The 26,808-nt window shown below is 64.3% G+C and carries 26 protein-coding genes, 1 tRNA gene and 1 pseudogene; 20 read left to right on the top strand and 8 right to left on the bottom strand.

What is annotated here, in order from left to right; genetic code table 11:
* Positions 1 to 135 precede the first annotated feature (135 nt).
* Positions 136 to 2,901: a fimbria/pilus outer membrane usher protein gene (locus EPB08_RS14060; protein WP_229238346.1), complete on the top strand. Its 2,766-nt coding sequence runs from the start codon at positions 136 to 138 to the stop codon at positions 2,899 to 2,901.
* A complete protein-coding gene (locus tag EPB08_RS21285; RefSeq protein WP_229238345.1) occupies positions 2,898 to 4,037 on the top strand; it encodes a fimbrial protein in 1,140 nt (379 codons plus the stop codon). The genes EPB08_RS14060 and EPB08_RS21285 overlap by 4 nt, the downstream gene beginning before the upstream one ends.
* A gap of 105 nt (positions 4,038 to 4,142) precedes the next feature.
* Here the strand turns inward: EPB08_RS21285 and trmB are convergent, their stop codons facing one another.
* The 4 genes from trmB to EPB08_RS14035 all read right to left on the bottom strand — a co-directional run bounded on the left by trmB (position 4,143) and on the right by EPB08_RS14035 (position 8,450).
* Positions 4,143 to 4,847, bottom strand: a complete 705-nt coding sequence (gene trmB / locus EPB08_RS14050) for a tRNA (guanosine(46)-N7)-methyltransferase TrmB (protein ID WP_130619724.1) — start codon at positions 4,845 to 4,847, stop codon at positions 4,143 to 4,145.
* A 163-nt stretch (positions 4,848 to 5,010) separates the two neighbouring features.
* Positions 5,011 to 5,811: a thiazole synthase gene (locus EPB08_RS14045; protein WP_130619723.1), complete on the bottom strand. Its 801-nt coding sequence runs from the start codon at positions 5,809 to 5,811 to the stop codon at positions 5,011 to 5,013.
* A gap of 59 nt (positions 5,812 to 5,870) precedes the next feature.
* Positions 5,871 to 6,071, bottom strand: coding sequence for a sulfur carrier protein ThiS (gene thiS / locus EPB08_RS14040; RefSeq protein WP_130619722.1), 201 nt, complete (start codon positions 6,069 to 6,071; stop codon positions 5,871 to 5,873).
* Positions 6,072 to 6,167: 96 nt separating this feature from the next.
* Complete coding sequence (locus EPB08_RS14035; protein ID WP_130619721.1) at positions 6,168 to 8,450, bottom strand: DUF6600 domain-containing protein; 2,283 nt, start codon at positions 8,448 to 8,450, stop codon at positions 6,168 to 6,170.
* 243 nt (positions 8,451 to 8,693) lie between these two features.
* Between EPB08_RS14035 and EPB08_RS14030 the strand changes: the two genes are divergently transcribed.
* From EPB08_RS14030 to EPB08_RS13995, 8 genes are all read left to right on the top strand, one after another.
* Positions 8,694 to 8,767, top strand: a tRNA-Gly gene (locus EPB08_RS14030).
* 52 nt (positions 8,768 to 8,819) lie between these two features.
* Positions 8,820 to 9,275, top strand: a complete 456-nt coding sequence (locus EPB08_RS14025) for an ATP-dependent zinc protease family protein (protein WP_130619720.1) — start codon at positions 8,820 to 8,822, stop codon at positions 9,273 to 9,275.
* Positions 9,272 to 10,156, top strand: coding sequence for a 30S ribosomal protein S6--L-glutamate ligase (gene rimK, locus EPB08_RS14020; protein WP_130619719.1), 885 nt, complete (start codon positions 9,272 to 9,274; stop codon positions 10,154 to 10,156). Before EPB08_RS14025 ends, rimK begins: the two co-directional genes overlap by 4 nt.
* Positions 10,157 to 10,291: 135 nt before the next feature.
* On the top strand, positions 10,292 to 10,771 hold the full coding sequence (locus EPB08_RS14015) for a hypothetical protein (protein WP_130619718.1): 480 nt from the start codon (positions 10,292 to 10,294) through the stop codon (positions 10,769 to 10,771).
* A gap of 63 nt (positions 10,772 to 10,834) precedes the next feature.
* A complete protein-coding gene (locus EPB08_RS14010) occupies positions 10,835 to 11,224 on the top strand; it encodes a BlaI/MecI/CopY family transcriptional regulator (protein ID WP_130619717.1) in 390 nt (129 codons plus the stop codon).
* Positions 11,224 to 12,915 carry a M56 family metallopeptidase gene (locus EPB08_RS14005; protein WP_130619716.1) on the top strand — a complete coding sequence of 564 codons (1,692 nt, stop codon included), beginning with the start codon at positions 11,224 to 11,226 and terminating at the stop codon, positions 12,913 to 12,915. The genes EPB08_RS14010 and EPB08_RS14005 overlap by 1 nt, the downstream gene beginning before the upstream one ends.
* A gap of 370 nt (positions 12,916 to 13,285) precedes the next feature.
* On the top strand, positions 13,286 to 13,972 hold the full coding sequence (locus EPB08_RS14000; RefSeq protein WP_019466282.1) for a response regulator transcription factor: 687 nt from the start codon (positions 13,286 to 13,288) through the stop codon (positions 13,970 to 13,972).
* Complete coding sequence (locus EPB08_RS13995; RefSeq protein WP_130619715.1) at positions 13,956 to 15,239, top strand: sensor histidine kinase; 1,284 nt, start codon at positions 13,956 to 13,958, stop codon at positions 15,237 to 15,239. The genes EPB08_RS14000 and EPB08_RS13995 overlap by 17 nt, the downstream gene beginning before the upstream one ends.
* A 48-nt stretch (positions 15,240 to 15,287) precedes the next feature.
* Here the strand turns inward: EPB08_RS13995 and EPB08_RS13990 are convergent, their stop codons facing one another.
* The 4 genes and pseudogenes from EPB08_RS13990 to metF all read right to left on the bottom strand — a co-directional run bounded on the left by EPB08_RS13990 (position 15,288) and on the right by metF (position 17,701).
* Entirely contained in the window at positions 15,288 to 16,205 is a 918-nt protein-coding gene (locus EPB08_RS13990; protein ID WP_130619714.1) for a branched-chain amino acid transaminase, read from the bottom strand.
* A gap of 70 nt (positions 16,206 to 16,275) precedes the next feature.
* The gene (locus EPB08_RS21280) at positions 16,276 to 16,608 is read right to left on the bottom strand and encodes a hypothetical protein (protein WP_229238360.1); all 333 of its coding nucleotides are present in this window, start codon (positions 16,606 to 16,608) and stop codon (positions 16,276 to 16,278) included.
* Between the two features lie 63 nt (positions 16,609 to 16,671).
* Positions 16,672 to 16,845 (bottom strand): annotated as a pseudogene (locus EPB08_RS21275) (DUF4124 domain-containing protein); the annotation flags it as partial.
* Between the two features lie 28 nt (positions 16,846 to 16,873).
* On the bottom strand, positions 16,874 to 17,701 hold the full coding sequence (gene metF, locus EPB08_RS13980; protein ID WP_130619712.1) for a methylenetetrahydrofolate reductase [NAD(P)H]: 828 nt from the start codon (positions 17,699 to 17,701) through the stop codon (positions 16,874 to 16,876).
* Between the two features lie 193 nt (positions 17,702 to 17,894).
* Between metF and ccoN the strand changes: the two genes are divergently transcribed.
* Genes ccoN through EPB08_RS13930 form a run of 10 tightly spaced genes read left to right on the top strand, consistent with a single transcriptional unit; the run spans position 17,895 to position 26,703 of the window.
* The gene (gene ccoN / locus EPB08_RS13975; protein ID WP_130619711.1) at positions 17,895 to 19,340 is read left to right on the top strand and encodes a cytochrome-c oxidase, cbb3-type subunit I; all 1,446 of its coding nucleotides are present in this window, start codon (positions 17,895 to 17,897) and stop codon (positions 19,338 to 19,340) included.
* A 10-nt stretch (positions 19,341 to 19,350) separates the two neighbouring features.
* On the top strand, positions 19,351 to 19,992 hold the full coding sequence (gene ccoO / locus EPB08_RS13970; protein WP_130619710.1) for a cytochrome-c oxidase, cbb3-type subunit II: 642 nt from the start codon (positions 19,351 to 19,353) through the stop codon (positions 19,990 to 19,992).
* Positions 19,992 to 20,132: a cbb3-type cytochrome oxidase subunit 3 gene (locus tag EPB08_RS13965; RefSeq protein WP_111980960.1), complete on the top strand. Its 141-nt coding sequence runs from the start codon at positions 19,992 to 19,994 to the stop codon at positions 20,130 to 20,132. The genes ccoO and EPB08_RS13965 overlap by 1 nt, the downstream gene beginning before the upstream one ends.
* Positions 20,129 to 21,061 carry a cytochrome-c oxidase, cbb3-type subunit III gene (ccoP, locus tag EPB08_RS13960; RefSeq protein ID WP_130619709.1) on the top strand — a complete coding sequence of 311 codons (933 nt, stop codon included), beginning with the start codon at positions 20,129 to 20,131 and terminating at the stop codon, positions 21,059 to 21,061. Before EPB08_RS13965 ends, ccoP begins: the two co-directional genes overlap by 4 nt.
* Positions 21,061 to 21,366 (top strand): hypothetical protein, encoded by a 306-nt coding sequence (locus EPB08_RS13955; protein WP_130619708.1) that lies wholly within the window; start codon positions 21,061 to 21,063, stop codon positions 21,364 to 21,366. The genes ccoP and EPB08_RS13955 overlap by 1 nt, the downstream gene beginning before the upstream one ends.
* Positions 21,363 to 22,916 carry a 4Fe-4S dicluster domain-containing protein gene (locus EPB08_RS13950; RefSeq protein WP_130619707.1) on the top strand — a complete coding sequence of 518 codons (1,554 nt, stop codon included), beginning with the start codon at positions 21,363 to 21,365 and terminating at the stop codon, positions 22,914 to 22,916. Before EPB08_RS13955 ends, EPB08_RS13950 begins: the two co-directional genes overlap by 4 nt.
* Complete coding sequence (locus tag EPB08_RS13945; protein ID WP_130619706.1) at positions 22,913 to 23,392, top strand: hypothetical protein; 480 nt, start codon at positions 22,913 to 22,915, stop codon at positions 23,390 to 23,392. The genes EPB08_RS13950 and EPB08_RS13945 overlap by 4 nt, the downstream gene beginning before the upstream one ends.
* The gene (locus tag EPB08_RS13940) at positions 23,335 to 25,803 is read left to right on the top strand and encodes a heavy metal translocating P-type ATPase (protein ID WP_229238344.1); all 2,469 of its coding nucleotides are present in this window, start codon (positions 23,335 to 23,337) and stop codon (positions 25,801 to 25,803) included. Before EPB08_RS13945 ends, EPB08_RS13940 begins: the two co-directional genes overlap by 58 nt.
* Positions 25,800 to 25,988: a cbb3-type cytochrome oxidase assembly protein CcoS gene (gene ccoS / locus EPB08_RS13935; RefSeq protein ID WP_130619705.1), complete on the top strand. Its 189-nt coding sequence runs from the start codon at positions 25,800 to 25,802 to the stop codon at positions 25,986 to 25,988. The genes EPB08_RS13940 and ccoS overlap by 4 nt, the downstream gene beginning before the upstream one ends.
* Entirely contained in the window at positions 25,981 to 26,703 is a 723-nt protein-coding gene (locus tag EPB08_RS13930; protein WP_130619704.1) for a sulfite exporter TauE/SafE family protein, read from the top strand. The genes ccoS and EPB08_RS13930 overlap by 8 nt, the downstream gene beginning before the upstream one ends.
* Positions 26,704 to 26,808 lie beyond the last annotated feature (105 nt).

Here is a 26,808-nt window from a genome sequence, read left to right as displayed (position 1 = left end):
CCGGACGGGAGCCGTTTGCCAAAAAGAAGAGCCGTGACCCCGATGAAAGCGATCCGTAACAGCCACGTTCTTGCCTCCATGGCCCCGCCCCGCGCATCCCGAGCGACGCGCGTTCGCACTTTGCCCTGGTTCGTGATGTTGGCCTTGGGCACCATGCCGGCAGCCTTGCTTGCCGGCCCTGTCGCCGCACCCGCAGGGCCCGCCCTGGAGCCCGCATCGGGCGCTGCCGTGGTGGAGTTCAGCAATGCCTTTACCGGATCGAGCCAGTCGATCGACGTGTCTCGTTTCGAGAAGGGCAATCCCGTGTTGCCGGGTACCTACAACGTTGATGTCTTCGTCAATGAAGGCCGTGTGACGCGAAAGAATCTGACCTTCCGTGCGGTGGACGGCCAGTCGATAGCGCAACCCTGTTTCGACTACGCCACCCTGGTGCAAATGGGCGTGGACATGAACCGGCTCGATCCGCAGGTCGTCAATGCCCAGAACGCCTGCATCCCCATCGACGCCGTCAGCGTCGATGCCCGGGCAGTGATGGACGTGGGCGAGCTCCGTCTCGATGTGTCCGTGCCGCAGGAGAGTCTGCGTCGCCAGGCGCGCGGCTATGTGAGTCCGGAGCTGTGGGACGAGGGTGAGACGGCCTTCCTGCTTGGCTACAACTTCAACGCCTACTCGCTCGACCAGAGTTACGGCGGCCCGCGTACGACCGGTGGTGGCACCGCAGTCGGCACCGATGGAAACCGCATCGATGTGCAGGGTGCGCAGTACTACATGGCTGGCCCCGGCGGCAACTACGTGTCCAGCACCATCGGCAACTACATGCTTGGTGTCAACGGCCAGTACGTTCCCGTCCAGCGCGGTACGTTCGTGCCGACGCAGCGTGGTGGCTACAGCAGCAACGACATCGACGCCTATCTCGGCCTCAACCTTGGCATGAACGTGATGGGGTGGCGCCTGCGCAGCCAGGAAACGGCGCAATGGGACCAGCGCACGGGTCGCACGCAGTGGACCAACATCAACACCACGGCCACGCACGACATCACGCGCTGGAAGGCGCAGTTCACCATCGGTGATGGTTATACGCAGGGCGTGGTGTTCGACACCACGCCGTTCCGCGGCATCACCATGTACAGCGACGACCGCATGCTGCCCGATTCGCAGCAAGGCTACGCGCCGGTGGTGCGCGGTACGGCCAATACGCAGGCGCGTGTCGAAGTGCGCCAGAACGGCAACCTGCTGTACCAGGCCACCGTGGCGCCCGGCACATTTGTGATCGATGACCTGTATGCCACCGGTTACGGAGGCGACCTGGTCGTCATGGTCTTCGAGGCCGACGGCAGCACGCACAGCTTCCTGGTGCCTTATTCCGCGGTGCCCATGCTGCTGCGTCCCGGGATCAGCCGCTGGTCCATGACCGACGGACAGGTGCACAACACGGCGCTGCGCAACGACAAGCCCTATTTTGTCGAAGGCACCTACCAGCGCGGCATCAACAATTGGCTGACGCTGTACGGTGGCGTCCAGTCCACCTACCGCAACCTCTATCACGGCTATCTCGGTGGCGCGGCCGTCAACACGCCCATTGGCGCCTTCGCACTGGACGTCACCCGGTCGATGACCACGTTCCAGGGCGCTGAGTCGCTGTCGGGTTACAGCACGCGCGTGTCGTATTCCAAGGTGATTCCATCATCCGGCACGACGTTCGCCTTGGCCTCCTATCGCTATTCCAACGGCAACTTCCTGTCGCTGTCGGATGCCGTCGTCACGCAGGACCTGATGACTTCCATGCGCACCAGCAGCCTGGATGTGATCAACCTCATGCGCTCCAGGCAGCGCCTGAACGTCACGGTCAACCAGAACTTCGGCGGCAGGTATGGGCAGCTTTACTTCAATGGCTCGCGCAATACGTACTGGCAGGGCATGCCCAGTGCCACCACGTACCAGCTGGGCTACAGCAATACCTATCGCCGGGTGAACTTCGGCCTCACGGCCAGCCGCACCTACACGGCAGGGCCGATGTACAACGGCGCGCACTACGACAACCAGTTCGGCATCAACCTGTCGATTCCCCTGGGCGGGCCCTCTTCGCGCAACGCGCCCATGCTGCAGGTGTCCGCCATGCATGACGACGTCATGGGTGACAGCGACCGCGCCGGCATCAGCGGAACATTCGGCAAGGACAGCCAGTTCAATTACGGCGCTTTCGCGTCCTACAGCGATTACGGCAACAGCCCGTCGCAGACCACGGCCAGCGGCAACCTGGGCTGGCAGGCACCGTATGCCAACCTCAATGGCAGCTATTCGTATTCGGAGCATTACCAGCAGGCGTCGCTCAGTGCGGCGGGTGGACTGGTGGTCCATCGCGGCGGCATCACGCTCGCACCGCAGCTCGACCCCAACAGCGCGATCAGCATCGTCGACGCGCCGGATGCCAAGGGGGCGCGCGTGAGCAGTAGTGGCCAGGCGACGGTGGATGGTCGTGGCTATGCCGTGGCGACCAATCTCATGCCCTACCGCATGAATGACGTCACGCTCGATCCCGCAGGCACGTCCAATGACGTCGAGCTAAAGACCACGCGCCTGCAGGCAGCGCCGCGTGCTGGCGCGGTAGTGCCATTGAAGTTCGAAACGGAGAGTGGTCGTGCCGTGCTGATCCGCGCCACACAGGCTGATGGCAAGGCCATCCCCTTTGGTGCCGAGGTGCTCGGTATCGATGGGCGAAGCATGGGAACGATGGGGCAGGGTGGTCAGCTTTTTGTACGCGGTGCCGAAGACGGCGGCGTGCTGGCGGTGCGTTGGGGCGATGGTGCCGACGAACAGTGCCACATCCAGTACGCCCTACCCCCGCGCGCCAAGGATAGCGAAGGGTCAGTCATTACCACGACGGACGCGGTTTGCCGTTGAGTCCGGAGGACGACATGCATACAACTTTTCACGATCACGATCACGATCACGATCACGATCACAAGCACCAAGCGGTGTCTCCACTGGTGCATTCATTCCCGATAGAGGCCGGAATAGGCGACTCATCCCGCTCGCGCGCCTTCAAGCGCATGAAGCGATTCTCGCTGCTCCTCGTCTTCCTGCTCGGGTTGGTCGGTATTGGCCGCGAGGCGCAGGCTTCCTGCTCCTTCACTGCCGGCAGCACCCTGACGAGCACGATCGCATTGCCGACACAGCTGGTCGTTGCCAGGAATGTATCCCGAGGCACGATCCTCTGGGATTCCGGCTGGGTGCAAGGTGGCACGGGCACCGCCAGCATTCTTTGCAACGCCTGGTTCTACCTGAAGATGCAGTGGAACATTCCCGGTCTGCAGCCGGTGTCTGGCATGCCCAATGTGTTTGCTTTGCCGAATCTTCCGGGGGTGGGCATACGGGCTTCCTGGTTCTGGGGAAGTACGGGCAGTCCATCCGACTGGGCCTGGATTGGGCAGCCTGACGAGTGGACCGCCAATACCACCCAGGCCTACATTCTGAGATCCTTTCTGAGCGTGCAGCTGATCGCCATTGGTCCAGTCAGGAGCGGCACGCAGGTTTTTTCCAGTCCGACGATCAATGTCTGGTATGACGGCCTCAACGCGGCGCAGCTGCTGCTCACCCAGACCAGCGTGAAGACATTGGCTCTCGCCTGCGTTACTCCGGATGTCGTGGTTCCCATGGGCAAGCACATGAACTCTGAGATGACGGGTCCCGGTACGTTTACCCAGGCGACCGGATTCTCCCTCAACTTGAACGATTGCCCTGCCGGCATGGACAGCATCGAATACCAGATCGATCCAGTCACGGCGGTAGTCAACAGCGGCAACTCAGTGGTGGCGCTCGATGGCAGCTCGACTGCGACCGGCATTGGCCTGCAACTGCTCGACAGCACCGGTACCGCGGCACTGCCGCTGAGCACGCCGATGACGGTCAATGGCTACAACCCGGGTACGGGCGGTAGCTACAGCATCCCGTTGAAGGCGCGTTACTACCAGACAGGTTCCAGCGTCGGCGCGGGCAAGGCCAACACTTCGGTGACATTTACCATGACCTACAACTGATGCGGCAAGCGCAGCAATGGAGAGGGCCGCGTAAGCGGCCCTCGTCATGTGCTTGGAATCGCCGGTCCGCCTTCGTTGGAGTCCAACGCGCGGATGCCTGCAACATCACGTGCGGTAGAGCAGATCCCAGACGCCGTGGCCCAGCTTGAGTCCGCGACGTTCGAAATGGGTTTCGATGCGCCAGTCGGGCTTCTCCGCGTACTGGCCGGGGCCAATGGCATTGCGCCATGCGGGCGCGGCTTCCATCACTTCGAGCATGTGCTCGGCGTAGGGCTGCCAATCAGTCGCCAGGTGCAGCAGGCCATTTGGCGCCATGCGCGAAGCGAGCAGGGCAACGAATTCGGGCTGGATGATGCGGCGCTTGTTGTGGCGCTTCTTGTGCCAGGGATCGGGAAACCAGATGCGCGCTTCGGCCAGCGTGCCTTCGGGAATCTCGTTTTCGAGCACTTCCACGGCGTCATGCTTGTAAAGGCGGACGTTCTGCGCGTCGCGAGCCGCCAGCACATTCATCAGGCGTCCCACGCCGGGGCCATGGACTTCCACGCCGATGAAGTTGCGCTCGAGGTCGTGCTCGCTCGCCCATGCCAAAGCCTCGCCGTTGCCGAAGCCGATTTCCAGCACCAGCGGAGCCGCACGACCGAAACGTTCGGTGTAGTCCTGCGAAGAACCCGAGTAGTCGATGCCGAACCGTGCCCAGTGGTCATCAAAGGCGCGCTGCTGTGCCGGCGTCATGCGGCCTTCGCGCAGCACGAAGCTGCGGATACGGCGCATGTATTCAGGCTTGCTGGCGTCGTCGTGATCGTGAGTCATGCGTGTGTCGTCAACAGAGTGCTCCTCCCTTGAGGAGCACGTTAAGGGTGGGGCGTAGGTTCATTCTCTTCACGCGTCTGCCCCGCGATGCCGTCGAAGGGACGGTTGCATGGAGAGTCGCGTCATCCCCACTTCTGCGAGGACGACGCGTGGATGTTCCTGTTTAGCCGATGGTGCCGTCGATCGGGCTGGACGCGGAAGCAAAGCGCTTGCGCGGGATGCGACCAGCCTTGAAGGCGGCGCGGCCTGCCTGGATCGCCAGCTTCATCGCATGCGCCATCAGCACCGGATCCTTGGCGCCGGCGATTGCCGTATTCATCAGCACGCCGTCGCAGCCCAGCTCCATCGCGATGGCCGCGTCGGAAGCCGTGCCCACGCCAGCGTCGACGATGATCGGCACCTTCGCGTTCTCGATGATCTCGAGCAGGTTGTAGCGGTTCTGGATGCCCAGGCCCGAGCCGATCGGTGCAGCCAACGGCATCACCGCCACGCAGCCGATCTCTTCCAGGCGCTTGGCCAGGATCGGATCGTCGCTGGTGTAGACCATGACGTCGAAACCGTCGGCGACCAGTGTTTCAGCGGCCTTGAGGGTTTCCACCACATCCGGGAACAGCGTGCGCTGGTCGCCCAGCACTTCCAGCTTCACCAGCTTGTGGCCATCGAGCAGTTCGCGCGCCAGCTTGCAGGTGCGCACGGCGTCGACGGCGTTGTAGCAGCCGGCCGTATTGGGGAGGAGGGTGAACTCGTCCGGCGGCAGCGCATCGAGCAGGTTCGGCTGGCTGGCGTCCTGGCCGATGTTCACGCGACGGATGGCCAGTGTGACGATTTCAGCCGCAGCGGCCTGGGTGGCGCGGCGGGTTTCGTCGAAGTCCTTGTACTTGCCGGTGCCGGTGAGCAGGCGCGAGCCGTAGCTCTTGCCGGCAATGATCAGCGGATCGGCGGAGTCGAACGTCTTGGTGTTCATCGTGTGTCTTCAGGCTGCGCGCGGCGCCCATGGGCGTCGCAAGTGGCGAATTGCGGCAATCAACCGCCGCCGATGGCGTGGACGATCTCTACCTGGTCGCCTTCCGACAGCCCATGGCTGGTGTGCTGGCTGCGTGGGACGATCTGGTGGTTCACTTCCACGGCGACGCGGCGGCTGCCGTAACCGGCTTCCTGCAGCAACTGAGCGACGGTCGTGGCGGGGGCGCAGTCACGCGGACTGCCATTGAGCGTGATGTACATCGACGCATTGTAGCGCCTATGGCTCGGGATGCCCGAGTTGCACGAAAAAGCCCGGCATAGCCGGGCTTTTCATGGAAATAACAGCGAGTTGGTGCGTCAGTTGTGCTGATCGTCCTTCTTTGGCGGGTGCCGGTCCTCATGCCCGCCCGACGGATGCTGCTGCGGCTGGCTGTTCTGGGCCGGTCGCTGCTGCTGGGGCTGCGGATTGGGGCGCGGCGGCTCGTATCCACGGGGCGGCTGATAGGCTCGCTGTTGCGCCGCCTCGCGTTGTTGCGGCATTTCACGAGGTGCCTGCACCTCGCGCGGCTGTTGAACGAAACGCGGCTGCTGCGGTTCCTGTCGTGGCGCAGCGCTCTCGCGCTGGATGCGCTCGGCGTTGTCCTGCGTCGGTTGTTCCCGTTCGAAGCGCGGCGTGTTGGGCAACGTCCCAGGCTGCGGCTGCGCACGCATCGCGCGATCAGCATCTGCGCTGGGGATATAGCTCACGCCCGGTCGAGGCTGGTTGCCAGGGTTGCCGCGTTCGTTCGGGGGCGTTCGGCCTTCGTCTCCTTGCGGACGGGCAAACCTCGCCGAAGGCAGCTCGCCGGTACGCATGGCGTTGGACTCGCTCGGCGCAATCGGGCGGCGCATATCAGGTGCACCGGCTGCACGGTTGTCCTCAGGCTGAGCGCGATTGAAGCGGGCCGAAGCGGGCTCGTTGTTCGGCGCAGCCGGCTGGTTTGCCCCGGCACCGTTGTTCCGGTTCACCGAAAATGCGCGTTCTTCCGGCGAGTTCGCGGTACGGCCCGGTACCCCCGGGCGATTGCCGGCGGAAGGTCCGTTGAGCATGCGAACGTTGCTGGCGGTTGGAACGTTGCGTGGTGCACCTCCGTTGGCATTGCCCTGCGGACGGCCCGCGAAGCCGGCAGCTGGCGCATTGCGGGCCACGACTTCGCGGTTGAAGCCGGCGCCCGGCTGGCCGCGCTCGTTGGCATTGCGCGGCGGCACGAAACTGGCCCGGCCCGGTTGCACATCGGCGCCCCGTGCCATTACTGGCGCATTCGCGAAGCGACGCGGATCCACCGCCATCTGGTGCTGTCCGGCATTGCGGGCAGAGGCGAAATCCTGGCGGGACATGGCGGTGAAGGCGCGCGGTGCCTCGCGATTGAAGTACCGCTCGTTCGGCATCGCCCGACCGTCGCGGAAATAGTTGTAGTGGTTGTTGATGTTGTTGATCACCACCTGGCGGTTGTTGCGCACGTAGATATTGGTGATGTTGACGTTGGTGTAGTAGCCGCGGCTGGCGTGGTACCAGGGGTTATAGACCTCGCCCGGGCCGAGGGGGAACCAACCCACCGGCGCAGCGCCGATGCCCACCGACACGCCGAAGCCGGCGCCACCTACGAAAGCAACGAGGGCCGGTGCATAGACCGGTCGTACCGAGACCGGGCCCGGCACCCAGCACCAGCGGGCGCGCACATAGGCCCAGCGTCCGTAGTGGTAAGGCGCGAAGCCCCAGGGGGAATCGTCTACCCAGGTCCAACCCCACGGACCGACGTAGGCCCAGTGGCCGTCACGATAGGGTGCCCAGTCCGCGGCCACATTGCTCGGGTACCAGACCTGGCCATACTCCGGGTCAGCCTGCCAGTTGCCGTACTGGTCGAGGTCCTGTGAGCCCACCATATCGCTGGGAACGTTGCGGCTCGTGTCCGACTCGGCATAGCGCCGGTCGCGGCTGTTGCACCAGGCGTCAAAGTCGTCGCCACCATCGGTGTCGCTGATGGTCACGTTGTTGAGCGTGGAATCGCCAAACTCGTAGGTGCGCCCGCCGACGAGGGGGCGCTGGGCGCCGCCTTCGCCGTAGACGACGGCGTGGCCGTCGAAGTCCGTGATGCGCGTGGACTTGCCGTCATCGCTGATATCCACGCGGTAGGTGCCGGGCTGGTCCACGACCAGCGCCACGGTGGGTGTATCGATTTCGTAGCTCTGGCCCTCGGCCAGGCCGCGCACGGCCAGGTTGAGCGTGCCCTGGGTGAGTTCCACCTGGCTCACCTGGTCGTTGAGGGTGAGGAAGCCGAAGTCGGTGTCGTCTGCGATACGCAGGGTGCCGCCGCCCAGTTCCAGTTCGGCACGGCCGGCTTGCCCGGTGGACAAACGATCACCCGTCGTCAGCGGACGGTTGAGGCTGGCGTCGCCCCAGTCCTTTTCCCCGGAGGGAAGCAGGTTCACGTCTCCGGTGCGATAGGACAGGCGTGCGACGCGCGAGGGAGGGTCACCGGCGCCGCCGTCATCCGGCGGCGGTTGTGTTTGCGCCTGCGCCAGGCCGGCGCAGGCCAGCAGGGCCACGGCCATCCATCGCCAGTTGCGCGGCGACGAGAGCAATGTGGAAAGCGCACGCATGTAGTTCTCCGGAAACTGACGCGAAGACCTCGCGCCGGGAAGGTGTCGACGCCCCTGAAAACGCATGAGTGCCCAAGCGCGTCGACGTGCGCATTATGCGGACTGCGGGTCCGGCACTAGCAAGGACTGGCCGGCCTTGTTGCCATCGATGATTCAGCGGGCCGCCATGTCCGGTTCATGCGGTGTTGAACTGCGCGGACAGTTCCAAAATTCCGGGGTCCCGGGTTACCATCTTCCGGCGATGCGGGTGTAGCTCAATGGTAGAGCTGTAGCTTCCCAAGCTACTGACGAGGGTTCGATTCCCTTCACCCGCTCCAACTCGACCCCACCGAGCTCCCTTTCTCGTAACCCTGCGGCGTGCGCTGATAAATGGCGGATGTGATCACCCTCGGCTGGCGGGAGCGTTTGGCGTTGCCGACGCTGGGCATCGGCCTGCTCAAGGCCAAGCTCGACACCGGGGCGCGCAGCAGCTCGTTGCACGTGGATGCGCTGGAGAGCTTCGAGCGCGATGGCGACACCTGGTTGCGCTTTGCTGTGAACGTGGGTGGTCGTCATCGCGTTGCCGTTGCATGCGAAACCCCCGCGCTCGATCGGCGCGCGGTCACGGATACCGGGGGACGGCGTACCCTGCGCTGGTTCATCCGCACCGACGTGATGCTGGCGGGGGAACTGTTTGCGGTAGACATCAATTTGACTGATCGCCGCCATATGCTGTTTCCGATGCTGCTTGGGCGTACCGCGCTGCACGGGCGTTTTGCCGTCGATCCCTCCCTTTCCTATACACAGCCGCGTCCGGTGATGGCCGGCACCATGGGTATTTCATGAAGATCGCCATCCTGTCGCGGAATGCCCGCCTGTACTCCACCCAGCGACTGGTCGATGTCGCGCGCGAGCGTGGCCATGTGGTGCGGGTGCTCGATCCGCTGCGCTGCTACGTGCGCATTGCGCCGGGCAACATGTCGATCCGCTACAAGGGCAAGGCGCTGCGCGGAATCGATGCGGCGATCCCGCGTATCGGCGTCACCAGCACGTTCTATGGCACGGCGGTGCTGCGCCAATTGGAAATGATGGGGGTGTACACGCCCAACTCGTCCGACGCCGTGCTGCGTGCGCGCGACAAGCTGCGCTGCCTGCAGATCCTCGCCGCCAAGGGCCTGGACATGCCTGCGACGGTGTTTGGCGACAACCCCGACGACACCGCCGACGTGCTCGCGACCCTGGGCGAGCCGCCGCATGTGATCAAGCTCAATGAGGGCAGCCAGGGCACCGGCGTGGTGCTGGCGGAGAAGCGCAGCGCTTCCCAGAGCGTGATCGAGGCTTTTCGCGGCCTCTACGCCAATTTCCTGGTGCAGGAGTTCATCGCTGAAGCAAAAGGCAGCGACCTGCGTTGTTTCGTGGTCGGCAAGAAAGTCGTTGCTGCAATGCAGCGAGAGGCCAGCCCGGGTGAGTTCCGCGCGAACCTGCACCGTGGCGGCTCGGCCATGAAGGCGGACCTGAGCTCCGAGGAGCGTCGCATCGCCGTCCAGGCGGCCTCGGCACTTGGCCTGGGCGTGGCGGGCGTGGATATTCTCCGTTCGAACCGTGGCCCGCTCCTGCTCGAAGTGAACGCGTCCCCCGGGCTGGAAGGTATCGAGACGGTGACGGGCGTGGATGTGTCCGGTGAAATCATCAAGCACCTGGAACAAAACGTCGCTCGCGGCCGCTGAATGGCAGCAGGACTACGACATTCGTAGTACGAATCTCTTCGTTGACACTCCCCGGACAGCCTGATTAGGATGGCTGAGGACGATACTGCGTGTTATCCCATGTCGGGATACGGCATGGTCGAGGAGGGGAGTGGTATGAAATTCAAGATCTGGATGCTCGGCCTGGGGATGTGCCTGGCAGCAGGCTCCGCGTTTGCGAGCAAGGATCAGGTGGTCGTCAAGGCGCAGGACAAGGAAGACTTCACGGCCCAGACGGCGGCCGTGCACAAGCTGATGGAGCCGGGCGGACGCTATGAGTTCGTGACCACGGAAGAGCGCACCGCCATCGACTCGCATTTCAGCGACATGCAGTCGCTGTTCGACAAGTACGACAGCACGGACAAGATGGACAAGGATTCCAAGGTCAAGCTGGTGAACGACCAGGAAGCCATCAACGCCATCCTGACCAAGCGTGACAGCAACCGGGTGATCTGTGAGCGCTCTGCGCCGACGGGCTCCTTGCTGCCCAAGTCGACCTGCCGTACTTACGGCGAGATCGAGAAGAGCCGACAGGACAGCCAGAAGTTCATGCAGGACACCTCGACGCACGCCGTGCAGAACCGCAGCGGCGGTTGATGGTTCCGTTGGGCCCCGGTGTGCACCGGGGCCTGATGCCTGACAAGGTGCTGGGGGAGGCATATGAAAGCATCCAAGCCAGACGCGCCCAAGCCTACGGTGGCCGAGCTTGAAATCCTGCGCGTCATGTGGCGGCAGGGGCCATGCACGGTGCGCGAAGTACACGAGGCACTGGGCGAGGGCGGTGGCTACACGACCGCCCTGAAGTTGCTTCAGGTCATGCATGGCAAGGGATTGGTGGAGCGGGACGATACGGCGCGTGCGCATGTCTATCGTCCTTCCGTCAGCAAGGAGCGAACGCAAAAGCGCTTTCTGCACGACATCGTCAATCGCGTTTTCGACGGGTCGTCTTCACAGCTGGTGCTGCACGCCCTGGGCACCCAGCGCGCTACGCGTGAGGAGCTGCGCGAGATCCGCGATCTCCTGAACAAGCTGGATCAGGAGGTGCCCTGATGGTTTCCTCACACGTCTTTCTCGACACCCTGCAACTGGTGGGCGTGACCCTGCTGCACTTCCTGTGGCAGGGCCTGCTGGTGGGTGCGTTTTACGCGGCGGTGCGGGCGGCGCTGCCCCGCGGCGCTGCACGCTACCGGCTCGGTGTGGCGGCATTGCTGGTACTTTCGATATGCCCGGTGCTGACCATGGCATGGGTGCTGCGCACGTCGCCGCCGATGCCTTCCCACGATGCGATGCTCGACCCGGTGGTCGTTGCCGCGGGCAGCCTGAGTGAATCGCCGGCATCCATCCTCGATCACGTGGCCGGACGTTTCGGCATCACGCCCTGGCTCACGGTGGTCTGGCTTGCCGGCGTGCTGGTGCTGTCAGTGCGCGTGTGGCGCCAATGGCGTGGCCTGCAGGGCCTGATTGCCAATGGCGTGGAAGATGACGGTCCGATGTGGCGGATGCTGTTGAGGCTCACCGAGCGCTTTGGCATGCGTCGTCGCATTTCGCTCATCTGGAGCGGCACCGTGGACACGCCCTTGCTGGTGGGTTGGTTCCGCCCGGTGATCGTGCTGCCGTTGACGATGGCGACCGGATTTCCCCGGTCGCAGCTGGAGCTGATCCTGGCCCATGAGCTCGCCCACCTGAAGCGCCTGGACCCGCTGGTCAATTTCTACCAGGTGGTGCTGGAAACCCTGTTCTTCTTCCATCCGGTCGTGCACTGGATTTCCGCAGACGTGCGCAACGAACGCGAGATCTGCTGCGACCAGATGGCGCTCACTCTGCATGGCGGCAACTGGCGTGATCTTGCCCGCGCGCTCTCGGCGCTGGGCACCATGCAGCAGGCCGCCCCGATGATGATGGCGGCCAGCGGCGGCGTGCTGCTGGATCGCGTTCACCAGATGGCTGCCGATCATGGCGCGATGGCGGTGCAGCCTGCGCGCCCGTATTCGGGTGCGCTGCTGGCATTGGGCATGGTCGCCACGCTGGTGCTGGGACTGGCGCTGAAACGCGAAGGCATGCCTGATCTGATGGGTCCGGTTCCCCGCGTCGCTTCGTTGATTGTGCTGCCCTTGGCGCAGTCGCTGCAGCAAGCCTGGCACCCGGCGAACCTGAGGCCGACCACCGCGCCATTGCAGCGGCCGGTCGATGCAGCGTTGGACTCGCCGGATGAGTCGCTGCTTTCCCTCGCCTACCCCAGTGTGGCCCCGAGCCTGGCCGTACCCGGTGCGCTGCCACTGGCGATTGCCAACCTCGCGCCACGGCGCGCGGCGATGCTCCCGGCGCATATCGAGGAAACCGGGATCAGTTCCCCGGCGCTGACCCCGCTGCGGATCCGCAAGCCCGTCTATCCCGCGGGTGCGCTGGAGAGGGGTGTCGAGGGTAAGGTGGTCATCGAGTTCAGTCTGGCCAGCGATGGTTCCGTGCAGGACATGCGGGTGGTTAGTGCAAATCCAGGTGGCGTATTCGAGCAGGCCGCTTTGATGGCCATGCGGGGCTGGGTTTATTCGGTGCCGCCGGGCCATCTTCTGTCCGAGCGTTACCGGCAGGTCATGGCATTCAGCCTGGATGGCGGCGCGGGCAATACGCGCAGCCGGGAAATCCAGGCGCGCATCGGTTGCCAGGTCGTGACCGGAACACATATCTGCCGCTCGCCCGAAGAGGCTGCGCGCCAGGATGCGGTGGAAGGCTCGTCCAAATGATGCCGTTCAAGCGCGGCCGCCGATCGACCGGCCGCGTTAGCACGGCGTCACGGGTTGCTGCAGAAAAGTCCTGCACCGGTTAACGCGCTGGTGAGAACCGATTAACCACACCGTAACCCTGCCACCCCTATAAAGTCCCCACTGCAATTTGCTCGGCACTTCAACCGCAAGGTCCGGTGACAGCAGATTTCGGTATCGGGGCAGTAGCTTGAGCCCAGGCGAGCGACGACAAGTCAGCGAGCCTGGGCTTTTTTCTTGCCCGTATGGCGGCTTGTTCAGCTTGCGGCCCGCCAGAAGCCCCTTTCCCCCTGTGCAAGTTGTTAAGCTTGAGCCCTCGGTCGGCCCCACGCCGACTGCGTATGGAGGACGCATGCGCGTACTGGTAATCGAAGACAACAGCGATATCGCGACGAACATCGGCGATTATCTGGAAGACCGCGGTCATGTGGTCGACTTTGCCGGTGACGGCGTGACCGGCCTGCACTTGGCCGTGGTGCACGATTTCGACGTGATCGTGCTCGATCTCACCCTGCCGGGCATGGACGGCCTGGATGTCGCCCGCAAGCTGCGGCACGAGGCCCACAAGCAGACGCCGATCCTGATGCTGACCGCGCGCGATGCGCTGGAGCAGAAGCTCACGGGGTTCGAATCCGGCGCCGACGATTACATGACCAAGCCTTTCGCGTTGCAGGAACTGGCGGCGCGCCTCGAAGTATTGGCCCGTCGTGGCAAGGGTCCGCAGAGCCGCGTGTTGAAGGTGGGCGACCTCACCTACAACCTCGACACGCTCACCGTCACGCGCGAAGGCAAGTCGATCCAGCTCAACCCGATCGGTTTGAAGCTCCTGCAGGCACTGATGGAGGCCAGCCCTTCGGTGGTGACGCGCCAGGATCTGGAGCAGCGCGTATGGGGCGAGGAATTGCCCGACAGCGACTCGCTGCGTGTGCACATCCATGGTTTGCGCGCCGCGATCGACAAGCCATTCGAAAAGCCGCTGATCCACACGCGGCACGGTATCGGATATCGAATGGTCGAACCGGATGCGGTCCAGGCGTAAGCTCAGGTTCCGCCTGGTCGTATCGTTCGCGCTGTTCGGCTTTGGCCTCAGCGCGCTGTTTGCGTTCGCGGCACTGAATATTCGAGATCGCGTGGAAGACCAGCTGGTCACGGCGGCCCTGCAGCAGGACGTCGACCAGGCTGTGGAGCAGGTGCACGTCGATCCCAGCAAGCCGCAGAGCTCGTCGCTGATCGAAGCCTGGATGCGCAGCGAGCGCACCCTCTACAACATGCCTTTGGCGTGGCAGAACCTCGACAGCGGCGTGCATGACATCTACGAGCAGGCACCCGACGGCAAGGCGCACCACTACAAGCTGGCGGTGCGCCGCAAATACGGACTGATCGGCTTTATCCGCTACGACGTCACCCGCGAAGAGCTGGGCAAGCAGCAGCTGCTTTTCAGCGTCATCGGCGCGGTGTTCCTGTTTGGCCTGCTGTCGCTGGTGATCGGCCTGTGGCTGTCGCGCAAAGTGCTCAAGCCGGTGAGCGAGCTGGCACGACGCCTGCGTGATTTCCGCAAGAACGGCAAGGCAGAGCCGCTGGCACCGCTTTTCGCCGACGATGAAGTGGGTGAGTTGGCCCTCGCGCTGGACGAGTACTCCCAGCGCCTTACGGCGATGGTCGAGCGCGACCGCGAATTCAACTCGGATGTGAGCCACGAGCTGCGTACGCCGCTGGCCGTGATCGCCAGCACCACCGAACTGCTGCAGGGGTCGCCCGATCTCACCGACAAGCTGCGCGAGCGCCTCAAGCGTATTGAGCGTGCGTCGCGCCAGGCGACCGAACTGATCGAAGCGCTGCTGTTGCTCTCGCGCGCGGAGCGTCGCGGCCCCACGCGCGGCGAGACGACCGAAGTGGCGAAAGTTGCTTCTGACGTGATCGAAAGCCAGCGCCCGCAGATGCGTGACAAACCGCTCAGCATCGAGATGGTGGTGAAGCAGCCATTGAGCGTCAACGCGCCCGCTTCGGTGTTGTCCGTGGCGTTGACCAACCTGATCGGCAATGCGATCAAGTACACGCTCGAAGGGTCGGTGAAGGTGGAAGTCACCGGCGATCGCATCGAGGTGATCGATACCGGTCCGGGCATCAAGCCGGAGGATGCCGAGCGCTTGTTCCAGCGTGGCGTGCGTGGCGAAGGTGCGGGCGGCAGTGGCGCGGGCCTTGGTCTGGCCATCGTGCGGCGCCTGTGCGACCTCTATGGCTGGGAGGTGTCGATGCGTCCGCGCAACGATACCAATGGCGCCATCGCCAGCATCGTCTTTTCCTGAGTGACGCTGTCATGAGCGCACCTGGTGCGCTCATGACAGATGCTGACCTTACAGCGGTTCCAGCCAGCCCCACTGGTCGTTGGTCTTGCCGTTGAACAGGCCGAAGAACAGTTCCTGCAGGCGACGCGTCACGCGGCCGGCCTTGCCACTGCCGATCTTCTTGCCGTCCACGGAACGGATCGGCGTGATTTCCGCCGCCGTACCGCACATCAGCAGCTCGTCGCACAGGTACAGGTATTCACGCGGGATGTCGCGTTCGATCACTTCGATACCGTCCTCGCGCGCCAGCGTCTTGAGCGTATCGCGCGTGATGCCGGTGAGGATCGAGGCACTGGCCGGGGTGGTGTGCAGCACGCCATCGAATACCAGGAACAGGTTCTCGCCAGCGCCTTCGCTGAGCAGGCCCGAGGACGCCATGGCGATGCCTTCACCGAAGCCCAGGCGACGTGCCTCGCGCGCGATCAGCTGGCCCGAAAGATAATTGCCGCCTGCCTTGGCGCCGGCCGGAATGGTGTTCGGTGCGAAGCGCTGCCAGCTCGATACGCACGCTTCGATGCCGGTCTCCAGTGCCTCCGGTCCGAGGTACGGACCCATCGGCCATGCCGCGACAGCAACGTCGATCGGCGTTTCCGCCGATAGGCCGAAGCCGCCCAGGCCGCGATAGGCGACGGGGCGCAGATACGCCGCCGAGAGACCATTCTTGCGCACCACTTCGCGGCAGGCTGCAGCCAGCTCGTCCTGCGTGTAAGGCAGGGTCATGTCGTAAATCTTGGCCGACTGGTAGAGGCGCTTGAGATGGTCGGTCAGGCGGAAAATCGCCGCGCCATCCGGCGTCGCGTAGCTACGGATGCCTTCGAATACCGATGAGCCGTAATGCAACGCATGGGACATGACATGCGTGGTTGCCTCAGGCCAAGGCTTGATCACGCCGTTCTGCCAGATCCAGTCGGGGTACTGCTGCGCCATGTCGATGCTCCGGGGACAAAATCGGTACATGATAACCCGGGCACACAGGCGGAAGCGTTGTCACCGGCTTTCAGCCGCGTCCTCGCAGCCAGAGGCAGCCCGAACGCCGCACGACGTCGAAGCGGGTTTCGCGGGGCTGGCCGCTGCCGTCGTCCGCGGCGGTTCGCACCACCAGTTGGCGCTCGTCATTGGGTGGCGCTGGCGGCGCGCTTCCGGAGCTGGCGGGGGTGTCGGCGGAATCGTCATCGGCCTGACCGACGCCGAGCAGCGGTCGCTGCATCAAGCCGCCCAGCGAACGGATGTCCGCCACGACGCTTTGCTGCCCGTAGCCGCCCCACAGCATCAGGCCGGCGAGCCGGTTCGGGTCGCGGGTCGAGAACGCGTCGAGCACGCTCTGGCGCAAGTCCGCCACCGTCGTGGCGCAGCTGACGGGCGCTGGCGTGGCGGGCGCGATCGGTGCCGTCGTAGTGGGGGCACTGTCACGGGCGGGCGACGCCACCGGTGTGGCGTTGAGTGCTGCGCACGGCTGGTCCGTAAACACGGGATTGCCGTCGGCCCCCACGCAACGGTGAATACCGTCTTGTGCCCGGGCACCCAGGGGCAGGCAGAGCAGCAGCAAGAGAAGCCAGTAAGGAAGCATCCACCGAGCTTACGCCCGGCGGCATCTTTCAACTGTGCAGTCGGTTCAGGACTGCCTGCGTGGCCCGAGCGCGATTCAGTGTGTAGAAGTGGAGCCCCGGTGCGCCACCCTGCAGCAGGCGACGGCACATGTCCGCCACCACGTCGGCGCCCAGCTCGCGGATCGAGGCGGCATCGTCGCCATGGGCCTGCATGCGCTTGACGATCCAGCGCGGAATCTCCGCGCCGCACTGGTCGGAGAAGCGCTTGAGCTGCGAGAAATTGGAGATCGGCATGATGCCGGGGACGATCGGCACCTCGACGCCGAGGCGACGCACGTCGTCGACAAAGCGGAAATAGGCATCCGCGTTGAAGAAGTACTGCGTGATTGCCCCGTTCGCGCCGGCATCCACCTTGGCCTTGAAGTGCTGCAGGTCGGCCAGGGCGTTGTCCGCCTGAGGATGGGTTTCCGGATAGGCCGCGACTTCGATGTGGAAGTGATCGCCGGTGTACTCGCGGATGAAGCTCACCAGTTCCGAGGCATAGCGGAAGTCGCCAGGGGTGGCCATGCCCGAGGGCAGGTCGCCGCGGAGGGCCACGATACGGCGGTAGCCGGCTGCCCGGTAGGTGTCCAGCAGCTCGGCGAGTTCCGCCCGCGTGCCGCCCACGCAGGACAGATGCGGCGCCACGTTCAGGCCGTGATTGCCGTGCAGCCTGGCGACGGTTTCGCCGGTATAGCTCAGTGTCGAACCGCCGGCCCCGAAGGTGACCGACACATATTCGGGCGAAAGCGACTTGAGCAGGGTGGCGGCCTGATCCAGCTGGGCGCGCTGCTCGTCGGTCTTGGGCGGGAAGAACTCGAAGCTGATGGAAGGCATCGCAGGGGGTCCTGGCAAGGGCGAGCCAAGTATATATCTCTTTTTCGCGATGAAGAGATATGACATCCCTCAAATTTGACCTGCGACAAACCGCGACAGCTGTCCCCCCGGTTCCCGTTGATCTGGATCAACTGTGATCTGAGGCCAGCCCCACAGACTTCCCGCCGTTCAGTTAAGCCTAGGAGTGGGCCTCATGGTGGGCGTCGAGGGGAGTTACAACGATAAGGTCGTACGGCAATTTGCCGTGATGACCGTGGTATGGGGCGTGGTCGGAATGCTGGTCGGCGTGATCATCGCCGCCCAGCTGTACTGGCCCGGCCTCGATTTTGATCTGCCGTGGCTCAGCTACGGTCGTCTGCGCCCGCTGCATACCAATGCGGTGATCTTTGCCTTCGGCGGATCGGCGCTGTTCGCTACCAGCCTGTACACGGTGCAGCGCACCTGCCATGTCCGGTTGATCTCGGACAAGCTGGCCTCGTTCGTATTCTGGGGATGGCAACTGGTCATCGTGGCCGCTGCGATCACCCTGCCGATGGGTCTTACCCAGGGCAAGGAATACGCCGAGCTGGAATGGCCGATCGACCTGCTCATCACGGTCGTGTGGGTGGCCTATGGCGTGCTGTTCTTCGGCACCATCGCCCAGCGCAAGGTGAAACACATCTACGTCGCCAACTGGTTCTACGGCGCGTACATCATCACCATCGCGTTGCTGCACGTCGTCAACAACCTCGCCATCCCGGCCGGCTGGTTCAAGTCGTACTCGGTGTACTCGGGCGCGGTCGATGCGATGGTGCAGTGGTGGTACGGCCACAACGCGGTCGGTTTCTTCCTGACCACGGCGTTCCTCGGCATGATGTATTACTTCGTGCCCAAGCAGGCCGGTCGCCCCATCTACTCCTACCGACTGTCGATCGTGCACTTCTGGGCACTGATCGCGGTGTACATGTGGGCCGGTCCGCACCACCTGCAGTACACGGCACTACCGGACTGGGCACAGTCGCTGGGCATGGTGTTCTCGTTGGTGCTGCTGGCGCCGTCGTGGGGCGGTGCGATCAACGGCATCCTCACGCTCTCGGGCGTGTGGCACAAGCTGCGTACCGACCCGATCCTGAAGTTCCTCGTCGTCTCGCTCTCGTTCTACATGATGAGCACGTTCGAGGGACCGATGATGTCGATCAAGACGGTCAACTCGCTCAGTCACTACACCGACTGGACCATCGGTCACGTCCATTCGGGCGCCATCGGCTGGGTCGCGATGATCTCGATCGGCTCCATCTACGCGATGCTGCCGCGTCTGCTCAACCTGCCGAAGATGTATTCGACCAAGCTGATCGACCTGCACTTCTGGCTGCACACGATCGGTCTGGTCGTCTACATCGCCTCGATGTGGATCGCCGGCGTGACGCAGGGACTCATGTGGCGCGCCACGGATCCAGAAAACGGCACCCTGGTCTATTCGTTCGTCGAAGCGCTCAACGCGACCAAGCCGTACTTCCTGTTCCGCCTGGGCGGCGGCCTGATCGTGCTGAGCGGCATGCTGGTGATGGGTTGGAACGTGCTGCGGACCTTCCAGCTGTCCGCCGCGAGCACCGCGCCGCAGCCGGTGCTGGCACCCGACGCAGCCGATGCGCGTGCCTGAGGGAACAGACATGAGCCATATGCACGCAAAGATCGAAAAGAACATCGGCCTGATGGCCATCCTGGTGGCCGTAGCGGTGTCATTCGGTGGTCTCGCCGAAATCGTCCCGCTGATGTTCCAGGCCGAGACCATCAAACCGCTGCCGGGCATCAAGCCTTATCCGGCGCTTGAGCTGGCCGGGCGCGACGTCTACATCCGCGAGGGTTGCTACAACTGCCACTCGCAGATGGTGCGCACGCTGCGCTTCGAGACGGAACGTTACGGTCATTACTCACTCGCCGGTGAATCGGTGTACGACCATCCGTTCCAGTGGGGCAGCAAGCGCACGGGTCCCGACCTGGCGCGCGTAGGCCTGCGTGGTTACTCCGATGACTGGCATCGCGCCCATCTGCACAACCCGCGCGATGTGGTGCCGGAATCCAACATGCCGGCTTATCCCTGGCTGGAGAAGGCGAAGCTGGACGGCGCCGAAGTGGCGCAGCACATGCGCGCACTCAAGCGCATCGGCGACCCCTACAGCGATGCCGAGATCGCCGCCGCGCCGGCTGCCGTCGAGGGCAAGACCGAGCTGGATGCCGTGGTCGCCTACCTGCAAAGCCTCGGTACGCACGTATCGCAGGCGGACATGCAGGTTGCAGAAGGAGCCGAGTGATGATTCCGGGTCTGATCACTGCCTTTCTGCTGGTGCTTTTCATCGTGGGCTGCATCCTGCTCTGGAGGCCGGGTGTGAAGCCCGTGCTGGATGCCGCTGCCCGTATGCCTCTGGATGACGACAAGGAGGAGAGGGCATGACTTCCGCATGGACGTGGTACGTGGTGGCCATCACGGTGTTGAACCTGCTGGGCTGCGTCTGGCTGCTCAGGGCCAACATCAAGCGTCGCCCCACCGACCCCAGGCCGGATGAAACCGGCCACGTGTGGGATGGCGACCTCACCGAGTACAACAAGCCGCTCCCGCGATGGTGGATCAACCTGTTCTACATCACCCTGGTGTTCTCCGTCGGTTACCTGATCTGGTACGGATTGGGCACGCTCAAGGGCTGGGGGCACTGGAGCTCGAGGTCGGAGTGGGCGATGGAGACGGCGGCGGAAAATGCACGTCTCGATGACACGCTGAAGCTCTATGCGGGCAAGCCCGTGGACGAGCTGGCGAAGAATGCCAACGCCGTGTCGATCGGTCGTGCGATCTTCATCAATCGCTGCGCGGCCTGCCACGGTTCCAGCGGTCACGGCGCAACCGGCTATCCGGATCTCACCGACGACATCTGGCATTGGGGCGGAACGCCCGCGCGCATCCTGGACACCATCCAGAACGGTCGCCACGCCGTGATGCCGGCCTGGGCCGATACGCTTACCGCGCAGGGTGGTGCCACGGCAGTGGATGACACCATTGCCTATGTACTCTCGCTGTCCCGTTCCGACCAGCCGAAGGATGCGGCTGAGCGAGGTGAGAAGTTGTTCGCCGGCATTTGCACCGCGTGCCATGGCCCGCAGGGCAAGGGCAACCAGGTGATGGGTGCGCCGGACCTTACCGACAGCTACTGGCTGTACGGAAGCAGCTCGGCATCGCTGCACAAGACGCTGGCCGAAGGTCGCCAGGGCGTGATGCCGGCCTGGAAGGACCAGCTGGGCGATACCCGTACGCGACTGGTCGGTGCCTATGTGTGGACGCTGTCGCCGCACAAGGATCCGCCGCCTGCCGGCGCTGTGGTTGCCGAGTGATGACCGCGCGTTCCGCAAAACCTCCGGAACAGGAGCCGACGCCTGCCTCGCAGCGCGTCGGCGCCATCCTCTGGCCGAGCTTTTTCGTCGCCGGGGTCATCACGATGGTGTTCTTCACCATCGTGGACCCCGAGCGGCTCAGGGAGATCACCTTCCCGTCGCTGCAGCTCAGCCGCGAACTGGGCTACTCACTGGGCTTCTTCCTCTTCTGGCTGGCCACGGCCTCGTCCAGCCTGTTCACCTGGATCCTGCTGCGGCCGTCCTGGCAGGTGAAGCGCGGATTCCACTCCGGTAACGCCCCATGAGTCGTCGCATACCGCTGCACGTCGTCGAGGACGAAAGCAGTTCCTATTACGTCAGCGAACGCAAGGTTTATCCGCGTGAGGTGTCGGGCACTTTCAACCGGCTGCGCGTGGCGGCGGTGATCTGGCTGCTCGGCATGTACTACCTGTTCCCCTGGTTGCACTGGAACGGCAAGCAGGCTGTGCTGCTGGATCTTCCCGCACGCCAGTTCCACGTGTTCGGGTGGATGTTCCTGCCGCAGGACTTCCTGTTCCTCTCCACGCTGTTGATCATCGCCGCGCTGGCGCTGTTCTTCTTCACGGCACTGGCGGGCCGCCTCTTCTGTGGTTACGCCTGTCCGCAGACCGTGTGGACCGAAGTGTCCCTGTGGATCGAGCACTGGTGCGAAGGCGACCGCAACAAGCGCATGAAGCTCGATGCGGGTCCCTGGACACGGGAGAAGATCCTGCGCAAGACGGCAAGACATAGCTTGTGGGCGTTGTTCTCGTTGTGGACTGGTTTCACCTTCGTCGGCTATTTCAGCCCGATCGTGGACCTGGCACAGCGCATGCCATTCGGCCTGGGTGGCTGGGAGACGTTCTGGATCCTGTTCTATGGCTTCGCCACCTGGGGCAATGCGGGCTTCCTGCGCCAGCAGGTATGCAAGTACATGTGTCCTTACGCGCGCTTCCAGAGCGCGATGTTCGACCGCAATACGCTGATCATCGCCTACGACCCCATGCGCGGCGAGCCGCGCGGTCCGCGCAAGCGTGGCCTGTCCAGTGTGCTGGAACGGGCGCGCGGCCTGCTCGACAAGGTCACGGCCTACGATTACGTGTTTCGTGCCAGCCAGCATCCGTCGGCGGCAGACAATCGCGCGCATGCGGGCGGAACCATTGCACTGGCGGGCGCCGGCATGGTGGCCGAGCCGCTACCGAAGTTCACGCCAGAGCTTTTGGGTGATTGCGTCGACTGCACCATATGCGTGCAGGTGTGCCCGGTGGGCATCGATATTCGAAATGGCCTGCAGTACGAGTGCATCGCGTGCGGCGCCTGCATCGATGCGTGCGATGACGTGATGGGCAAGATGGGCTACCCCAAGGGCCTGATCCGTTACACCACGCAGAACCAGATCGACAGCAAACCCACCCGCGTGCTGCGGGCTCGCATCATCGTCTATGCCTGCCTGCTGCTGGCCTTGCTCGGCGGCTGGATGTACGGCGTGACCCATCGCAGCGTGCTGCTTGCCGAGGTGCTGCGCGATCGCAATGCCATGTACAGCCAGGCCAGCGACGGGCGCATCGAGAACAGCTACACGCTCAAGCTGGTCAACAAGGAGCAGCAGCCGCACCACTTCGTCATCGACGTGGTGTCCACCGATATGCCCGGCATCGCGCTTCGCGGCGGCGCGCGGACGGTGCAGGCCGAGAGCGGTGAGGTGCTGTCCATTCCCATCACGGTCAGCGCCTCCTCCGAAGTGACCGGACGGCATGACGTGCAATTCGTGGTGCGGGGTACCGACGTGGACGCCGACGCCACCATCAAGAGCAGTTTCTTCGGACCTTCGCTATGAATACGACACGAAGCGCATGGCGCGAACCCATGGTGTGGATGCTGGTGGGTCTGCCGCTGGCCTCGGTCGCCATCGGTTTCGCGCTGCTGTTTGCCGCCGTCCACCCGGGACGCGAGGATATGGAGACCGTCGGGCGGGTGACCAAGGTGGGCAAGCTTCTGGTGTCCGCCGAGGCGGCGCAATCGCCAGCCGAGGTATCCACCGAAGGTGTCGTGCTGCGGACCAAGGGCGACATGGTCGAAGTGTTGCCGATGGATGGTGATTTTCCGCGGGGCGGCAAGCTGACCCTTACCTTGTCCGATTCGTCGGGCGAGCAGCGCACCGTGCATCTCTCGCCGAGCGAACTGGGCTGGCGTGGCGTCGGATCGCTGGATCGCGATCGCGACTGGACGGTACGGCTGGCGTCCGATAGCGGCGCGTGGCTGATGCATGGACGCTGGGCACCGCAGGCGCGTTCGATCCGACTGATGCCCTGAACGTGGACTGCGCGGTCGATGTCATCAGCCAGGTCGGGGTCGAGACCTGTTATCACTGCGGCGAGGCCTTGCCGGCGTCGCCCGTGCTGCTGGATGTCGATGGGAGCGTCAAGGGCTTCTGCTGCGATGGCTGTCTCGCCGCTGCGCAGTGGATTCGTTCGTCCGATCTCGGTGATTACTACCGCTTGCGTAGCATGGCCGGTACGCGGGTGGATATGGAACTGCCGGACCTTGCAGCATGGGACCGCGACGACGTCCTCGCCGATCACGCGTTTCCGGTAACAGGTGGCCTGGAAATCACCCTGCTCACGGACGGTATGCGTTGCGCGGCGTGCGCGTGGCTGATCGATCGCGCCCTGCAGCGTGTGGACGGCGTACTGGATGTCGGCGCCAATGCGGTGACGGGGCGCATTCGTATTGCATGGGATCCGGCGCGCGTGGCATTGTCGTCGGTGCTCGAACGGCTCGCCTTGCTCGGCTATCGACCTTACCTGGCCAGCGGTGCCGCGCAGGAGCGCGAGAAGCTGGCCGAGCGGCGGCGCTGGCTGCTGCGGCTGGGCATCGCCGGACTCGGCGCCATGCAGACCATGATGCTGTCCGAGGCGCTGTATCTCGACTTCAATCACCACATGGCGCTGTATACCCGCGACTTCTTCCGCTGGGTGACGTTCCTCGTGTGCACGCCGGTGGTGTTCTATTCCGGCTGGCCCTTCCTGCAAGGCGCGTGGCGTGAATGGCGCGAGCGCCATCCCGGCATGGATACGCTGGTGGCAGGGTCGACCCTGCTGGCCTATCTGGCGAGTGCGGTGGAGACAGTACGTGGCGGCGCGCACGTGTGGTACGACGCGGCGGCGATGTTCGTATTCCTGTTGTTGTGCGCGCGCATGCTTGAGCAGCGCGCCCGGCGCATCGCCAGTTCCCAGGTGGATGCGCTGGCGCGGGCGCGGCCTGCACTGGCGGTGCGCGAGCGACCCGATGGAACGCGCGAATCCGTACCGCTGACGGCGCTCCAGGTAGGTGACATTACCTGCATGGCGGCTGGTGAAGCAGTGCCGGCGGATGGCGTGCTGCTGGACGAACAGGCCATGTTCGAAGAAGCCTTGTTGACCGGTGAATCGCATCCTGTTGCCAAGGCGCAAGGTGCGCAGGTATTCGCGGGCACGGTTTGCCGGGAGACGCCGGCGCGGATCGAGGTCACGCGCGTGGGCAGCGCGACGCGACTGTCGCAACTGACGCGACTGGTCGAACAGGCGCAGGCGCACAGGCCGCCGCTCGCGCGAATGGCGGATCGCGTCGGTACATGGTTCGTGGTGGCGTTGATGCTCGCCTCCGTCGCGGTATTCATCGGCTGGCGCATCCATGATCCGTCGCGAGCCTTCGAGGTCACGTTGTCGCTGCTGGTGATCAGTTGCCCGTGTGCGTTGTCGCTGGCCGTGCCAGCCGCCCTGACGGCAACCCATGGCGCACTCGCGCGGCTGGGCGTGCTTTCCTTGCGTGCGGAGGGGTTGGACAGCCTGGCCCGTGCGACTGATGTGGTGTTCGACAAGACGGGCACGCTGACCCGGATCGACCCTGCGGTTGGCGAGATACGAACGTTTGCCCATATGCCTGCCAGTGAAGCCATGGCCATCGCCGCTGCGCTCGAGCGCGACAGCGGCCATCCGATCGCGGCGGCATTTGCGTCCGTGCAGACACTCCATGCGGCGAGTGGCGTGAAGGTGCATGCGGGGCAGGGCCTGAGCGGTCGGATAAATGGCAGGGAATGGAGACTGGGTCGTGGTCCTTTCGCGGCCGCACAGGCTGACGATGGCCGGCTGTGGCTTGGAGATGGTTTGGCCGCTGTTGCGTGCTTCACGCTCGAGGAGCGCATGCGTCCGGATGCGCGTGTCGCGGTGAATGCCCTGCGCGAATTGGGCCTGCGCATCCATCTGGCCAGTGGCGATGCGTCTGGTGCCGTCGAGCGCCTGACGCGCCAGCTCGATATCGACGACGCCCATGCAAGACAGAGCTCCGAGGACAAGCTGGCGCTGGTGCGCAAGCTGCAGGCGGAAGGCTGCGTAGTCGCCATGGTGGGCGATGGCCTGAACGATGCGCCGGTGCTCGCGGGCGCCGACGTATCGCTAGCCATGGGCGAGGGCGCGTCGCTGGCGCAGCGCGCAGCCGACATGGTGTTGACCGCACCGTCCCTGCTGCGTATTCCCGCAGCGGTGCAGCTGGCGCGGCGCACGCAGCGCATCATTCGCCAGAACTTCGCCTGGGCCGTCGGCTACAACCTGCTGGCACTCCCGCTGGCCGTGATGGGGCAGGTGACTCCCTCGCTGGCTGCACTCGGCATGGCGTTGTCGTCGCTGATGGTCACCGCCAATGCGCTTCGCCTGATGCGTGTGTCCGTACCGGAGTCGACCTCATGATCATTTTGCTGATGCTCATCCCGTTGAGCCTGATGTTGCTGGCGGTCGCCATCGGCTCGTTCGTATGGGCGGTGCGCAAGGGGCAGTTCGATGACATGGATACGCCTGCCATCGACATCCTGAGTGACGATCGCCCCCTTGAAGCGAAGGCCGAACGCACTTTGGACGGACGCGACCATGGTTAACGCCGCAGCACTGTCGGCTGTCCTCTTGACCGGCGTGCTGGGAGGCGTGCATTGCGCGGCCATGTGCGGGGGCATCGCGACGGGTTTCTCCGTGTGGTCGCCACGTATGGGCTGGGGCAATGCGCTGCAGCTGAATCTGGGGCGGGTGATGGGTTACGTGCTGGCCGGCGTAGCGGTTGGCGGCATCGGTGACGGGGTGTTGCGGCTGTTCGAGCTGGACGCCCTGGCGCTTGCCATGCGCACCGCCGTGGGGCTGGTGCTGGTGGTGATGGCATTGCGCCTGCTGGATCGGAGCGGGCGCCTGGGTTTCCTCGCACGTCCGGGCGCGCGCATCTGGAAATGGTTGCAGCCCCTGCAACGGCGATTGCTTCCGGCGAACACGCCGATGCGCCGATTCGCGGCGGGCATGTTGTGGGGATGGTTGCCCTGCGGCCTGAGCACTACGGTGCTGGCGGCGGCGTGGCTGTCGGCGAGTGCGCGTGACGGTGCGCTGATCATGGCAGCCTTCGGTTTGGGCACCTTGCCGGTGATGCTGCCTTTGACGTGGTCCGGTGCGCGCGTGGGGCGTTGGCTGCAGCGACCGGGCCTGCGTCGCGGTGCTGCGGCGCTGGTGATGTGCGCCGGCGTACTCACGCTGTCGGCACCGTGGCTGATGCATGTGCCGGCACTGCACGGCGTGCTGGGAATGCTGGGCTGCGGCCCCGCGAGCGGTTAGGGGAGCGATTGCGCGCAGGGCACGCTCGATGGGGGCGTGTCCTGCGCGCGATTCGTCCACGCAAAAAAAGGGCCGCCCGTGGGCGACCCTTTTTGTTTGAGGCAA

Origin of the sequence: Dyella amyloliquefaciens (assembly GCF_004296575.1) — a bacterium.
GTDB lineage: Bacteria > Pseudomonadota > Gammaproteobacteria > Xanthomonadales > Rhodanobacteraceae > Dyella > Dyella amyloliquefaciens.
This window is presented reverse-complemented; position numbering and strand designations above follow the sequence as displayed.